The sequence below is a fragment of the Pectobacterium aroidearum genome (assembly GCF_015689195.1).
Taxonomy (GTDB): Bacteria; Pseudomonadota; Gammaproteobacteria; order Enterobacterales; family Enterobacteriaceae; genus Pectobacterium; species Pectobacterium aroidearum.
Genome location: NZ_CP065044.1, coordinates 1032382 through 1046212 on the forward strand (window position 1 = coordinate 1032382; position 13831 = coordinate 1046212).

At 52.0% G+C, this 13831-nt stretch carries 14 protein-coding genes and 1 pseudogene; 10 read left to right on the forward strand and 5 right to left on the reverse strand.

Annotation, left to right across the window (positions count from 1 at the left end):
- Positions 1-62: 62 nt before the first annotated feature.
- Positions 63-656, reverse strand: a complete 594-nt coding sequence (locus tag I2D83_RS04625) for a helix-turn-helix domain-containing protein (RefSeq protein WP_413232270.1) — start codon at positions 654-656, stop codon at positions 63-65.
- 122 nt (positions 657-778) lie between these two features.
- On the opposite strand from I2D83_RS04625, the gene I2D83_RS04630 reads away from it, so the two are divergent.
- Positions 779-1735 (forward strand): DMT family transporter, encoded by a 957-nt coding sequence (locus I2D83_RS04630; RefSeq protein ID WP_205947632.1) that lies wholly within the window; start codon positions 779-781, stop codon positions 1733-1735.
- Here the strand turns inward: I2D83_RS04630 and lysA are convergent.
- Positions 1732-2994: a diaminopimelate decarboxylase gene (lysA, locus tag I2D83_RS04635; protein WP_205947633.1), complete on the reverse strand. Its 1263-nt coding sequence runs from the start codon at positions 2992-2994 to the stop codon at positions 1732-1734. The two genes, I2D83_RS04630 and lysA, sit on opposite strands and share 4 nt — an antisense overlap.
- Positions 2995-3128: 134 nt before the next feature.
- Here lysA and I2D83_RS04640 point away from each other — a divergent pair, with 134 nt between their 5' ends.
- Positions 3129-4052 (forward strand): LysR family transcriptional regulator, encoded by a 924-nt coding sequence (locus I2D83_RS04640; protein WP_205947634.1) that lies wholly within the window; start codon positions 3129-3131, stop codon positions 4050-4052.
- Between the two features lie 33 nt (positions 4053-4085).
- Here the strand turns inward: I2D83_RS04640 and I2D83_RS04645 are convergent, their stop codons facing one another.
- Positions 4086-4994: a LysR family transcriptional regulator gene (locus tag I2D83_RS04645; protein ID WP_205947635.1), complete on the reverse strand. Its 909-nt coding sequence runs from the start codon at positions 4992-4994 to the stop codon at positions 4086-4088.
- 107 nt (positions 4995-5101) lie between these two features.
- Between I2D83_RS04645 and I2D83_RS04650 the strand changes: the two genes are divergently transcribed.
- The 4 genes from I2D83_RS04650 to I2D83_RS04665 all read left to right on the forward strand — a co-directional run bounded on the left by I2D83_RS04650 (position 5102) and on the right by I2D83_RS04665 (position 7680).
- Entirely contained in the window at positions 5102-5983 is an 882-nt protein-coding gene (locus I2D83_RS04650) for an MBL fold metallo-hydrolase (protein WP_015841628.1), read from the forward strand.
- Positions 5971-6627 carry a DsbA family protein gene (locus I2D83_RS04655; protein WP_015841629.1) on the forward strand — a complete coding sequence of 219 codons (657 nt, stop codon included), beginning with the start codon at positions 5971-5973 and terminating at the stop codon, positions 6625-6627. Before I2D83_RS04650 ends, I2D83_RS04655 begins: the two co-directional genes overlap by 13 nt.
- A gap of 160 nt (positions 6628-6787) precedes the next feature.
- Positions 6788-7351, forward strand: a complete 564-nt coding sequence (locus I2D83_RS04660; protein WP_181847146.1) for an SMI1/KNR4 family protein — start codon at positions 6788-6790, stop codon at positions 7349-7351.
- Between the two features lie 35 nt (positions 7352-7386).
- A complete protein-coding gene (locus tag I2D83_RS04665; protein ID WP_015841631.1) occupies positions 7387-7680 on the forward strand; it encodes a DUF7677 family protein in 294 nt (97 codons plus the stop codon).
- 93 nt (positions 7681-7773) lie between these two features.
- Here the strand turns inward: I2D83_RS04665 and I2D83_RS04670 are convergent, their stop codons facing one another.
- Positions 7774-8154, reverse strand: a complete 381-nt coding sequence (locus I2D83_RS04670) for a hypothetical protein (protein ID WP_180778609.1) — start codon at positions 8152-8154, stop codon at positions 7774-7776.
- Between the two features lie 659 nt (positions 8155-8813).
- Between I2D83_RS04670 and I2D83_RS04675 the strand changes: the two genes are divergently transcribed.
- The 4 genes and pseudogenes from I2D83_RS04675 to pspG all read left to right on the forward strand — a co-directional run bounded on the left by I2D83_RS04675 (position 8814) and on the right by pspG (position 12357).
- Positions 8814-10376, forward strand: a complete 1563-nt coding sequence (locus I2D83_RS04675; protein WP_181829256.1) for a heparin lyase I family protein — start codon at positions 8814-8816, stop codon at positions 10374-10376.
- 184 nt (positions 10377-10560) lie between these two features.
- A pseudogene (locus tag I2D83_RS22315) lies at positions 10561-10749 on the forward strand (hypothetical protein); the annotation flags it as partial.
- Positions 10750-10885: 136 nt separating this feature from the next.
- The gene (gene dusA / locus I2D83_RS04680; protein ID WP_181845929.1) at positions 10886-11908 is read left to right on the forward strand and encodes a tRNA dihydrouridine(20/20a) synthase DusA; all 1023 of its coding nucleotides are present in this window, start codon (positions 10886-10888) and stop codon (positions 11906-11908) included.
- Between the two features lie 176 nt (positions 11909-12084).
- Complete coding sequence (gene pspG / locus I2D83_RS04685; protein WP_015841635.1) at positions 12085-12357, forward strand: envelope stress response protein PspG; 273 nt, start codon at positions 12085-12087, stop codon at positions 12355-12357.
- A 378-nt stretch (positions 12358-12735) separates the two neighbouring features.
- Here the strand turns inward: pspG and I2D83_RS04690 are convergent, their stop codons facing one another.
- Complete coding sequence (locus I2D83_RS04690) at positions 12736-13719, reverse strand: quinone oxidoreductase (protein WP_181829258.1); 984 nt, start codon at positions 13717-13719, stop codon at positions 12736-12738.
- Positions 13720-13831 lie beyond the last annotated feature (112 nt).

Here is a 13831-nt window from a genome sequence, read left to right on the forward strand (position 1 = left end):
TTTTTGCTAAAAAAAATTGTAACCGCTTACCCCGTACGAGCAGTACGCACGGGGTTGCCGCTTTAGCCCTGCTCAATCAACATCACCGCGCTCGTATCCGCCTCCAGCGCATCAAACAGGTGCGGGACGTCGGCGGAGTAGCTGATGTAATCCCCCGCGCTCAGTTCAACGGGCTGTGCGACAGGTCCAATTCTGGCGCGACCGCTGCTCAGGATCACGTGTTCAATCGTCCCCGGTCTATGCGGTTGAGAGACTCTGGCTTCCCCCGGCTGCACGTTAAGCCGATAAATATCACGCTGCGCGCCTGCCGGACACGCGGCCAGCAGCGTCGCAGCATAGTTTGCCTGCTCCGAATAGGTTGCCACACCTTCGTTAGCCCGAATCACCTGCACATGCTGACGAGACTGACCAATCAGCTGGCTGACCTGTACATCCAGCGCCATCGCCAACGCCCAGAGCGTTTCCAGGCTTGGGTTGCCAATCCCGGTTTCCAACTGCGAAAGCGTTGATTTTGCCAGCCCTGCACGCTTTGCCAGTTCGGTGACTGACAGATTTAGCCGCTCACGTTCTCGCCGAATAGCAACGGCCAGCCGCGCGATGGGCGTAATCGCCTGCGCACCATTTTCCTGATTATCGATTGTCATAGAGTTCACCATAATGACCATTTGTTCGACTTGACGAACAAAGGCATTGTGTTCATTATTTTGTCCTGTTGTTCATTATAAAAAATTTTGTTCGCTATAGCAGCACACACTTTGCACAAATAGGCAGGAAAAAAATGACATCTCAGACTCGCGGCACGATAGAAATGGCTATCGCGATGATCATTTCTGGTACGGTTGGCTGGTTCGTTTTGACGTCAGGACAGCCAGCCATGACGGTAGTCTTCTGGCGCTGCGCGTTCGGCGCATTGACGATGCTGATCGTCTGCGGGCTATTGGGCTTGTTGCGACGGGGCGTCATTAACTGGAAGCAGGCTGGTATTACCCTACTCGGCGGTCTGGCATTGGTGTTCAACTGGACGCTGCTGTTTGGCGCGTATGCACATGCGTCTATCGCCGTCGCCACTGTGGTGTATCACACACAGCCCTTTATGTTGGTGGGGCTAGGCGCGATCTTTTTCAGGGAAACGCTGACCCTCAACAAACTCTGTTGGCTACTGTGCGCCTTTGGCGGCATCGTTCTGATCGTCAGTGCGCAAACGGGCATCGATAGCGATGATAAAGGCTATCTGTCTGGTGTGCTGATGGCATTGGGTGCCGCGTTTTTCTACGCCGTGGCAGCCGCGATAACGAAAAAGCTGTCAGGGATCCCGCCGCACGTACTTGTACTCATAAAGTTGCTCGTTGGCGTCGTTGTCCTTGCCCCCTTCGCGGCAATACCTACATCGCCTACGGCTTCACAGTGGGGAATGCTTGTGGCGATTGGTGTGATCCATACCGGGCTGATGTCGACGCTGTTGTACAGCGCGATCCAGAAAATCCCGACCGCGCTGGTTGGGGCACTCTCGTTTATCTATCCCGTTATCGCGGCACTGGTTGACTGGGCCGCGTTTGGGCACCGGCTGGATGCCATGCAGCTTGCTGGCGCCATCGCGATTTTGCTGTCCGCCGCCGGAATGACGTTTGGCTGGCGTATCACATTCAGCAGGCAAGGGGCTCGCCTGCGTCATGTGCAACGTTCAGGGGAAAAGCAGGCCGCCTCGCCTCAGACGCGGCCAAATCATGGTGATTAAAGTGCTTCCAGCGCCAGTAGCTCGTCCAGCGTCTGACGGCGGCGAATCAGGCGCGGCTCGCCATTTTCAAACAACACTTCCGGCAGCAGCGGACGGCTGTTGTAGTTAGAGGACATGGATGCACCGTATGCGCCGGTGTCGTGGAAGACCAGATAGTCGCCAACCTGCGCATCCGCGAGCGCGAACGTTTCCACGCCGCCGCCAGCCTGTTGGGTAAACACATCACCGGATTCACACAGCGGCCCGGCAATCACGCTGTCACGCAAGGTGGACTGGCTGATATCACGGCCGTCGCCCGGCAGCAGAGAAACATGGTGATAGCTGCCGTACATCGCCGGACGCATCAGGTCGTTAAACCCGGCATCAACCAGCACAAAGTGGCGGCTCCCCATGGATTTGACCGCCCGTACTTCCGCCACCAGCACTCCGGATTCCGCGACCAGAAAACGTCCTGGCTCGATTTCCAGCGTCACCGGATGGCCGAGGTGCGCAGCAATTTTCTCACGCGCCGCGTTCCACAGGCCGTAATAGTGTTCGGTATCAATCGCTTCTTCGCCGTGACGATAGGGAATCGACAGTCCGCCGCCTGCTGAAATCGCCTCAATATCCTGACCCAGTTCAACGACCTGACGTACCATCGCTTCACACACCTGCTCCAGATGGCCGTAATCAACACCGGAACCGATATGCATGTGGATGCCCACCAGCTTCAGCTGATAGCGCTGAATGTGTGCCAGCGCCAGCGGCAAATCGCCGTACCAGATGCCATGCTTGCTGTTCTCGCCGCCGGTATTGGTTTTCTGGCTGTGACCATGACCAAAGCCCGGATTCACGCGCAGCCACACCGGATGCCCCGGCGACTGCTGACCAAGCTGTTCCAGCATATCGACCGAACCGGCGTTCACCGGAATATTCAGCTCAGACACACGTTGCAGCGTCGGGCGATCCAGCAGATCGGCAGTAAACACGATCTCATGTGCATCGGTGCCCGGCACAAAGCCTGCGATCAACGCACGTTCGATCTCACCCAGCGATACTGAATCGACTTTCACACCCTGCTCACGCATCAGGCGCAAAATGTGCGTGTTGGAACACGCCTTCTGCGCAAAGCGAATCGTGTCGAACTGGCGCAGTTGAGCGATACGGTTAACGATGGTCTGCGCGTCATAGGCCCAAACCGGGCAACCAAAGCGGGCAGGCAGTTCACGCAGGCTTTGCGCGTTCAGAGCATGTGTTACGTCATTCAGATCGTGAGGCATAAAAAGTTACCGATTTACAGGGTTAAACATGATTGAGAAACACTATAAAAATACCCTCACGGGTAAACAAATATCGTTTTAAGCAGACTCTATTCATTTCTGATATGGTTTATAAAAATGAATAAGGAGGCGATATGGCGGCAATATCCTTACGACACATTGAGATTTTCCATGCGGTCATGACGACCGGGAATCTGACGGAAGCGGCGGCTCTGCTGAACACCTCGCAGCCGACCGTCAGCCGCGAACTGGCACGCTTCGAGAAACTGATTCAGATGACGCTGTTCGAGAGACTGCGCGGCAGGCTTTACCCCACCGCACAGGGGCTACAGCTGTTTGAAGAAGTGCAGCGTTCTTATTATGGATTGGATCGGATTATCAACGCCGCCAGCGATATTCGCCGTTTTCAGCAAGCGCAGCTTTCCGTTGCCTGTCTGCCCGTGTTTTCACAGTCGCTGCTGCCAGACGTCTGCAAACCGCTGCTGGCGCGCTATCCACGGCTTAATCTGCACATCATTCCGCAGGAATCACCGCTGCTGGAAGAGTGGCTGTCCGCCCAGCGCCACGATTTAGGCTTAACGGAAAACAGCCTCACGCCAGCCGGTACAGAACGGCAAACGCTGATGTTACTCAATGAGGTGTGCGTGCTACCTGCCGGACATCCGCTGGCGCAAAAAGCGGTGCTCACACCGCAGGATTTTGCCGATGAGCCCTTTATCAGCCTGTCGAGTGCCGACAGCTATCGCCAACTGCTGGACAAACTGTTTCAGGAACAGGGCGTGTCGCGTCGAATGGTACTGGAAACCCACAGCGCAGCGTCGGTATGTGCGATGGTACGAGCGGGTGTCGGGCTGTCCATCGTCAACCCGCTTACCGCGTTGGATTATGCCGCCTCCGCCGTGATCGTGCGGCCTTTCAGCATTGATGTGCCCTTTACGGTCAGCCTGATTCGCCCACTGCACCGTCCTGCGTCAGCGCTGGTCGATACTGTAATTGACCAACTCAGGCAGTACGCTGCTGGCGTGACTTCACGTCTGGAGCGGGTCTTGCGGCAGTAATCCTATCGACGTTGATTCGGCTCATTTAACCTGTCACTGCGTCAACGCACGCCAGCGCGGATCGTGAGCAAACCAGTCCACCAGAAAATCCAGCAGGGTACGCAGCGCGGCAGGCATCTGACGGCGTGAAGTGTAAATGCCATAAATCCCCATCGCCTGCGGACGGTATTCCGGCAACAGCGCCACCAGTTGTCCCGTTGCGAGATAAGGCGTCACAGAATAGCGTGGTTGTAGCGCGATCCCCGCCCCTTCCAGCGCGCCCGCCAGCAGCACCAGCGATTCATTGCCGCTCAGGTTACCGCTGACGGGAATCGTAAACTTTTCATCATCGCGGGAAAAATGCCACAGGCTTTTGCCGAAATAGGTATAGGTCAGGCAGTTGTGAATCGAGAGATCGGTCAGCTGTCGCGGAATACCGTGTTCATTCAGATAAGAGGGCGATGCACACAACACCGACTCACAGCGTGCCAGCGGTCGGGCAATCAGATTGGGATCCAGTTCGTTAGTAATGCGCAGCGCCAGATCGATACGCTCCTCGACCAAATTCACCGCGCGGTTATTCATTTGCAGATCGATAGCGACCCGAGGATGGTGCCTTAGAAACGTCGTGATCGCCATGCCGAGCGCCCCCTGCGCCAGCGATTGTGAGCAGCTAAGGCGCAGCAAACCGCTTAACGTGGCATCGTCGGTATCGGCCTCGATACGCATATCCGCCGTCAACGCCAGCATCTCCCGACAGCGCGCCAGCGTTTTTTCCCCGGCATCCGTCAGGCTCAGTTTGCGCGTCGTACGGTGCAATAACCGCGTCCCCGCCCACGCTTCCATCTCTGCCAGATAGCGCGTCACCATTGCCCGAGACATATCCAGCGTCTCTGCCGCCGCGATCATGCTGCCGCGGTCTATAATAGTCACAAATACTTCAGCCGCCGTAATGCGATCCATAGATTAGTCCGTTTTATGCAACAAACAATTGCCAGTTTTGCGGTTTTTCGTACGATTAATGCAACATAACATGAACCCACTTTCTGTCATACCTGTGGAGTATCACCATGTCTAAATCTATCGCTTTTACCGTATCTTTACTCGCTGCATCGCTGGGTCTGGCTTCTGCTGCTAACGCCGCAGAGTTAAAAATCGATGTGTTTAATCCAGGTGAAGCCAGCGTATTCCCAGTTTCCTCCGAAATTATCAGCGGAGATAAAGAAGTTGCTCTGATCGATGCACAGTTCCAGCGTAACGATGCTCAGACGCTGGTTGAACGCATCAAAGCCACCGGAAAAAAACTGACCACCGTTTATATCAGCCATTCCGACCCTGACTATTACTTCGGTCTGGACGTGATCAAAGCCGCTTTCCCGGATGCTAAAATCATTGCTACTCAGGCAACCATCGACGCAATCAACGCCAGCAAAGACGGCAAAGTAGCGCATTGGGGCCCCGTTCTGAAAGAAAACGCGCCGAAAGAGATCGTGGTTCCTCAACCGCTGGAAGGCGATAGCTTCACCGTTGACGGCAAAAAACTGGAAGTAAAAGGGCTGAAAGGGCCAACGCCAGATCGTACCTTCGTCTGGATCCCGTCGCTGAAAGCTGTTGTCGGTGGTATTCCAGTCTCTGCCAACATCCACGTCTGGCTTGCCGATACCCAAACGCCAGAATCTCGCGTTCACTGGCGTGAAACGCTGAAATCCATTGAAGCGCTGAAGCCGACCACCGTCGTACCGGGTCATTTCATCGCACCAACCGATTACACGCTGAAGAATGTGACCTTCACGCTGCAATATCTGGATACCGTGGAGAAAGAGCTGGCAAAAACCAAAAACTCTGCCGAGCTGATCGCTGCAATGAAAAAACACTACCCAACGCTGAAAGAAGAATCTGGTCTTGAACTGAGCGCCCAGGTTCTGAAAGGTGAAATGAAGTGGCCACAGTAAGACTGCATTACATTTACGATCCACTGTGCGGCTGGTGCTACGGCGCCGCCCCACTCGCGCTGGCTGCGCAGGAGATTGAGGGGCTGGATCTGATCCTCCACGGCGGCGGTATGATGACGGGCAGCAATAGCCGCACCATCACCCCCGAGTGGCACGATTATGTGATTCCTCACGATCGCCGCATCGCGCAAATGACTGGGCAGACCTTCGGGGAAAATTATTACGAAGGGTTGCTGCGCGACACCAGCGTCATACTGGATTCCGCGCCGCCGACGGCTGCCGTACTCGCTGCGGAAGCGATGGCTGACAAAGGCATGGAGATGTTGTACCAGATTGAGCAGGCGCACTACGTTTCCGGGCTCAAGATCGTCGACGCCGCCGTGCTACGTCAGTGTGCGGAAGCAATCGGTCTGGATGGCGACGCTTTCTGCACAGAATTCGCCTTTATTCAGGCAGAAGCGCTGTCAAAACACATCAGTGCCAGCCGGGAATTACTGGCGAAAGTACGCGGGCAAGGCTTCCCCACGTTCGCGCTGGAAGATGCCAACGGGAATTTCCAGCAAATTCCCGCAGCAAACTACCTCGGTCAGGTAGATGCATGGCGCAAGGTGCTGACACAGATGGTCAACCACGTCACCGCATAACGTTCTCGTCAACCTTCCAGGGAGCACGCCACGGCCTGCTCCCTTTTTTCGCTCCCGATATCGGCTGTATCTCATCCGCGTAAACCGCTAAAGTATTTCCTTCGTGATAAATCAACGCGCTACCGCGTTTATTCATCAATCTCGTTGAGAAGGAAGCAACATGAACGAACAGTGGTCTGTTTTTGAAATATGGCTGGAAACGCACTGGCCTGAAGGACGAAAAGGGCTCAATCCCCCCGCTACAGAACAAGAAATCGACGCGCTTGAACAGGCACTTGGCACTGCGCTGCCCGACGATTACAAAGCCTGCCTGCGTGTTCATAACGGGCAAGATACCTACTCAGGCGGCCTTTTCGAGAACGCAGAATTCTTATCCACACACGCGGTACTGGAACAATGGGAAATTTGGCAATCGCTGCTTAGCGATGGACAATTTGAGGGCATCCAGTCCAGCCCGGAAGACGGCATCAAAGACGACTGGTGGAACGCGAAGTGGATCCCCTTCACTCACAACGGCGGCGGCGATCACTACTGCCTCGATCTCGATCCGGCGACCGGAGGCCAGCACGGCCAGATTATTACCATGTGGCACGACATGGACGAGAGAGAGAAATTGTCTTCCTCGTTCGCAAACTGGTTCCAGAGCTATGTCTCTGACGTGATTGCCGGAAAGTACGTTTACTCTGATGAATACGGCGGGCTGACACCGATTGATGAGCTATAAATGCGTAAAGCAGTCAATAACAGGAGCGATTTACCATGAAATTAAGCCACAGTTTTAGCAGCGCATTAAGAACGTTTGCCTATTTCATGGCTAGCGGCACCCAAAATACGCTAGAAGGCATTGATTACCTTTCACTGTACGGTGAAGAGCCCAGCGCGTTTGAACAGGTCTTCGCTATCTACGCCAATGTGTTAGAGCTGGATGAAGACGGCAACGTACTGAACGCCAAATATGCCGAAAAACGGGCAACAGACTATTTACGACAATACTGCGACCCCAATTTCACCGTTGACCCTCCTTATGAGGACTGGGAAGTCGAGCTGCATTGATTTACCGACAGGATTGCTTGATCAAAAAAGCCTCGACGAAACGATCGAGGCTTAGAGAAAACCCAAATTAATGATGGATTATAACGAATGTAATCAGTCTGGTTGGCGAGTGAAAACAACGTCCTCAAACGAGAAACGCTGTTGGCCACCGGTAATCGTCGTGTACGAACGGCTACCGCTTAACGTGATCTGCTCGGGGTTATCCGTTGAGGTTCCCACCCAATAATCACGAATGACATAATTATAACCGCCCCCATCATTACGATAGGTACACGCAATGCCAAAATTAATCGTCGCCTGTCCCGCAGTATAAAGCCAGGAACCAACGAAGGATGCGCCCTGATAAATAAAATCCCCTACGGGCGTGTCTTTCGTTGTGAATGAACCTGTGAATTTAGCCCCCAAAAAATCTGGGTCGGTAATAACCAATGTATGTTTACCATCTGCGCTAGAATACGTTCCGGCTGATAACATAATTAACCTCTCTATATTAATTTATTTAGGAAACCGAATTAACTAACTGTCATATTCATAATAAAAAGATCCTGAGAGATTACCTATAATCAACAGTACTCTAAATATAATATGAGATATGCAGTACTTAGATAGTGTATAAAAAACACCGAAGATATTTTATTAAACTGATTTATAAATTCAGCTTAGAACACCAGCAACTAACCCACTCCTGCACTGACGAAAGAGCTCTTTTATTTCTGCCTTTTCGGTAGTGCGCTGCTCACAGATCAGCAATTCATTCAGCCAGAACATTCTAAGCCCTCAGTATCACACCATTTCTGAAACTGGCGGTGAGCAAGGCTTGATAAATCTGTTTCGATGCTGCTTTGTGTATTCCTCTGGCTACCCGTCATTTTTCGCTTTTAGAAATGATCACTATTTATTAATGATCATCACTTTTTGGAACGGTATTTAATTTACAACTCGGAAACATCATCGATTTTTTGCGATAATTTCGTCAGATATTTTATTCTGTGATTTTTATTTATATAAATATAATGAACTAAACAAATAACACCAATCTTATTTATGTTGTTTTTTTTCACCGCTCGTTAATAATGGCGGCATTCAGTTTTTTAGTAAAAAAATGGGTAAACAAGGGTTAAAGGAGAATTAACATGAATAAAGGAAAAGGTCTGCTGGCAGGAATTATTGGCAGTCTTATTATTATGCTGCCGTTTTCATCAGGAATAGCTGAAGAAGAGGTGTCAAGTGCCGCGGTATCGGCAGCTAAAATTGCGACCAAAGCAGATTTTTCTTACACCGCGAGTGTACTCTCCGTCGCATTTGATGGCGGTCTATCTTCTTTTGACCTCGATCGTGCTGGTACTTATCAATGGGATTTTGGTGATGGTGTGACCTCCACTGAAATCAGGCCACAGCATACCTATGCTAAAGACGGAAGCTATACCGTTTCTCTGACGGTGCAGGATATCAATGGCCGTACCAAAACTCTCAGGAAAAAAATATCTGTTCGTTCAGCCAAGACCGGATTCGAGAATGGGTGGCAATTAGGGAGTGAGCGCTCACATGAGGGCGCGATGCAACCCATGCACATGTGTACGACTCAATCTCCGAATTGGGTCAGCGTTGTGGATCTAAAAGATGAAGGGATTAGCACATCTGATATCGTGGGTACTAAGGCCATTAAAAGTTTTTGGACTGAGACAGGCTATGACTACACGACACATCCAAGACTGAGACGTGGTGCGGAAGCCTGCGCAGGACCGGATAATGGTACACAAAAAGAAGCGTGGATCGGGTTTATGGTGTACCTGCCATCGAAAGGTTACCCCATGGATAAAAGTGGCGGTATTTTCCAGTTGTTTAGTGGTAACGGCAGTTGCACATCGTGGGCAGGGATGTTGACTGTGGTCAACAATAGCCTGATGTTTTCACACCGTACTGGATGTGTTCCGCCAACGGAACCCATTCTCGTTAAGGATATTCCTCGAGATCGCTGGATTCCGGTGATTGTTCATGTAGTGGTATCACGTCAGCAGCAAGGTCAGGTCGAGTTATGGTTTGATGGCGCGCCGAAAAATAAGCCGACCTATAGCGCGAAAAACATCAATTTTGGTTTTGGCGTATGGCGTGATGATGACACCATTGAAGGCCGTATGCATTTTACTTTTGGGCAATATGCCTGGGATGACTCTAACTACACGCCCAACGAAACTCGGGTCAACTATTTTGACAATATCCATATTGTCAATGAAGGTCGTGACGATGGCTGGGAGAATGTCAACCCACTGACAGCTCATAACCAGTACACTGGTGCACAGGTATGGGCAAATAGGCAGTGGGAGGGCAGCGGTGTTCAGCGAGCATTTGATGTTGATATCAACACCAAGTATGCGGCAAATGAGAGCAATACACCGCTTTACTTGCAATATCGCTTCCCTAAAGGTGAATCATTACAAGCCGTTAGTTATAAGATCAGCAGCACCTACTCCTCCACAGACAAACGCTATCCGCGAGACTGGACGTTGCTAGGATCGAATGATGGCGTGACCTGGAATACGCTTGACCAACAGATGAAGCAGTACTTTGGTAAACGTGCAACCCGTGAATTTCAGGTTGCGACACCGGGGGAATATTCCTACTATCGATTGCGTATTGACGCCAATAACGGCGCTGATGCTACAGAAGTCGGCGATATTGTTTTTCTGGATAAGTAATTAATCAAACAGTTCATCGTCACCCGGGAAACAGGCCGCGTGACGATGTACTACAACTTGCACCTCATCAGCGTATTCTGTTTTCCTTTGTTGCATGGATGGTTTTTTCCGACAGTGCTTTTTGCTTATTAATAGCATGATGGCTGATCATGGTTATAGATGGACGTCGGCATGACAACATCAGCGTTGGCTCATGAAAAGAACATACATCTGGATAAACCGCTTCCGTCGCGTACTGACTGTTTAAAAGAAAAAGATCTAAATTTACAAAACGATACTACATTCTTCCTGTGCCATTATTGTCTGGAATAAAGTCCTGTTGGGAGCGGCTATTAGCCTTAGGCAAGTTGAGGACATGGTCAGACGGGTATAGTGAACGAAAGGCACACGTCCCCTGACGCAGGGTAAGATAACACTCAGTCACGACCCGTTCCCTGTGCTATAGTCGCCCCGCAACGATAGCCTCAGACCATACCGCCAGACACACACGAAACGATAACTGACAAATCATGACCGACGTAAAATCAGGTACACACCACACGGTATCTACCGACTCTCGCGCTTCTCGCCTTAACCGCTTCTCCATCGCGCCGATGTTGGACTGGACCGATCGTCATTGCCGTTACTTCCTTCGCCAGTTGAGCAGCCAGACGCTGCTGTATACCGAAATGGTGACGACAGGCGCGATTCTTCACGGTAAAGGCGACTATCTAGCTTATAGCGAAGAAGAACATCCGCTGGCGCTACAGCTCGGTGGGAGCGATCCGCAAGCGCTGGCGCAGTGTGCCAAACTGGCAGAACAGCGCGGCTATGATGAAGTTAACCTGAACGTCGGCTGCCCGTCTGACCGTGTACAGAATGGTCGTTTCGGCGCCTGTCTAATGGGCGAAGCAGCACTGGTCGCGGACTGTATCAAGGCGATGAAAGACAGCACCTCAATCCCGATTACGGTGAAAACCCGTATCGGCATTGACGATCAAGACAGCTATGCATTCCTGTGCGACTTTATTCAAACCGTTGCCGAACGCGGCGAATGTGAGACGTTTATCGTCCACGCGCGCAAAGCCTGGCTATCAGGTCTTAGCCCGAAAGAGAATCGGGAAATTCCGCCGCTGGATTATCCGCGCGTTTACCAGCTCAAGCGTGATTTTCCCGCGCTCACCATCGCCATCAACGGCGGTATCAAAACGCTGGAAGAAGCCAAAACGCACTTACAACATCTGGATGGCGTGATGATGGGGCGTGAAGCCTATCAGAACCCCGGTATTCTGGCGCAGGTCGACCGCGAGCTGTTTGGCATCGACGCTGCAACGCCGGATCTGGCTGGCGTGGTACGAACCATGTACCCCTATATCGAGCGCGAACTCTCCGGCGGCGCGGCATTAGGCCACATCACGCGCCACATGCTCGGCATGTTTCAGGGCATTCCCGGCGCGCGTCAATGGCGACGCTATCTCAGTGAAAATGCCCACAAACCCGGTGCCGATGCTGCAGTGGTAGAACGTGCATTAGCGCTGGTTAATCTGGTTTAAAAAACACTAATAGTTAGTCTTTTTCATCAACTTTCCTTCACTCCTTCTCCTGATGTCGCTGGTAAATCAACCACTTACCAGCGGCACATCTTGGCACGATTCTTGTTATAGCTTATGTATCACGCAGACCCACTTTTCCTGCGTCAGATGCGGTTTAACAGCTACAGGAGCGTACCATGTTGGAAATTTTCTTCGTTATTGGCTTTTTTATCATGCTGATGTTGACGGGCGTGTCATTGCTGGGCGTGATTGCAGCACTGTTTGTGGCGTCCCTTTTTATGCTGATTGGCGGGTTGTTTAGCATGGCGATAAAGGTGCTACCGTGGCTGATTTTGGCCGTTGCAGCGGTATGGCTGTGGCGCAAGTTTAGCGGCCGTCCCGTCTACAATTCACACCGCTATACCTATCGAAAATACACTTATCGCCAGCGTAACGGGAATGAGTGGTAATGCCAGACAGGGAAAAATCTGAATTACGCGCAAAAATGACGGGCAAGGCCGTATTTAACACCAACTTGTTTAATTCGGCCTGTCCAAATACGGCCAGCTTTAGTACAAAAGTGTGCGCCAGCAGATATTTTTTCCCTGATGTGGCTGCTAGGATGACGCCACTGTTTGGCACTCGATCGTCTTTTACAGAGTGAACAAACCAGGTAAATAAAACAGGGTGGCAAACAAGCCACACGATTTCATCGTCGTCAGGGAAATAATAGCCGCACAGCGGCACCTTCGTGACGATCACCACGCTGTACCCTACATACAGTCTGATGAAATTTGCGTAATGGCAAGAGCCTCCCACAGGGAGGCTTTTTGCTTTTCAGCGACAAACTAGGGTATGAGCAAACATGAGCCCTGCGTGCTGCGGCTTTCCAGCGCACGATGGGCCGCTTGCGCATCCGACAGCGCGAATTGCTGGTTCTTCGGCACATCTACCGTAATCGCTCCGCTGGCGATCAGTGAAAAGAGTTCATTGCTGGCCTGTTCCAGTTCAGCACGGTTCGTTACGTAACCAAATAAAGACGGGCGTGTGACGTACAGCGAGCCTTTCTGGTTCAGAATCCCCAGATTGACACCAGTAACCGGCCCAGATGCATTGCCGAAACTGACCATCAATCCACGGCGGCGCAGGCTATCGAGCGAGGCTTCCCAGGTATCTTTCCCGACCGAGTCATACACGACGTTGACCTTCTGCCCATCGGTCAACTCCGCAACACGCTGCGCAATATTCTCGGTACGGTAATTGATGGTCGCCCAGGCACCCGCCTGTGTCGCGCGCTCCGCTTTCTCATCAGATCCTACCGTCCCAATCAGCTTCGCCCCCAGCGCTTTCGCCCACTGGCAGGCAATCAGCCCAACGCCACCCGCCGCGGCATGGAACAGGAAGACCTCATTTGGCTTGATTTCATATGTCTGACGCAGAAGGTAATAAACCGTCAGCCCTTTCAGGAAAGAAGCCGCCGCCTGCTCAAAGCTGATGGCGTCCGGCAGCAGCGCAACCTTCTCCGCCACCACGTTATGCACATCGCTATACGCGCCCAGCCCGGACTGCGCATACACGACGCGATCGCCCACTTTCAGCACGCTAACCCCCGCGCCGACTTTGGTTACGACGCCCGCCGCTTCGGTTCCCAGCCCGGAGGGCAAATCAGGCACCGGATACAGGCCGCTACGAATATAGGTATCGATAAAATTAATGCCTATGGCGCGGTTCTCAACCTGAACCTCTCCCGCAGCGGGGTCAGCCGGTGTGAAATCCACATATTGCAGAACCTCTGGGCCACCATAAGCTCGGAACTGAACGCGTTTTGCCATGTTATCTCCTTAATCGTGACAGGTTCATCGTTTCACCATTATAGGTATCCGATTGTGTTATTTCGGACGAGTGGCATATACAATGCCCCCTAATCCAATGGCAAATCAACCG

Coding starts and splice junctions, on each gene's coding strand:
- I2D83_RS04660 (WP_181847146.1), top strand. CDS start 6,788: ATGAACGAACAGTGGTCTGTTTTTGAAATATGGCTGGAAACGCACTGG.
- I2D83_RS04675 (WP_181829256.1), top strand. CDS start 8,814: ATGAATAAAGGAAAAGGTCTGCTGGCAGGAATTATTGGCAGTCTTATT.
- I2D83_RS04670 (WP_180778609.1), bottom strand. CDS start 8,154: ATGTTATCAGCCGGAACGTATTCTAGCGCAGATGGTAAACATACATTG.
- I2D83_RS04665 (WP_015841631.1), top strand. CDS start 7,387: ATGAAATTAAGCCACAGTTTTAGCAGCGCATTAAGAACGTTTGCCTAT.
- I2D83_RS04645 (WP_205947635.1), bottom strand. CDS start 4,994: ATGGATCGCATTACGGCGGCTGAAGTATTTGTGACTATTATAGACCGC.
- dusA (WP_181845929.1), top strand. CDS start 10,886: ATGACCGACGTAAAATCAGGTACACACCACACGGTATCTACCGACTCT.
- I2D83_RS04650 (WP_015841628.1), top strand. CDS start 5,102: ATGTCTAAATCTATCGCTTTTACCGTATCTTTACTCGCTGCATCGCTG.
- lysA (WP_205947633.1), bottom strand. CDS start 2,994: ATGCCTCACGATCTGAATGACGTAACACATGCTCTGAACGCGCAAAGC.
- I2D83_RS04640 (WP_205947634.1), top strand. CDS start 3,129: ATGGCGGCAATATCCTTACGACACATTGAGATTTTCCATGCGGTCATG.
- I2D83_RS04625 (WP_413232270.1), bottom strand. CDS start 656: ATGGTGAACTCTATGACAATCGATAATCAGGAAAATGGTGCGCAGGCG.
- pspG (WP_015841635.1), top strand. CDS start 12,085: ATGTTGGAAATTTTCTTCGTTATTGGCTTTTTTATCATGCTGATGTTG.
- I2D83_RS04690 (WP_181829258.1), bottom strand. CDS start 13,719: ATGGCAAAACGCGTTCAGTTCCGAGCTTATGGTGGCCCAGAGGTTCTG.
- I2D83_RS04630 (WP_205947632.1), top strand. CDS start 779: ATGACATCTCAGACTCGCGGCACGATAGAAATGGCTATCGCGATGATC.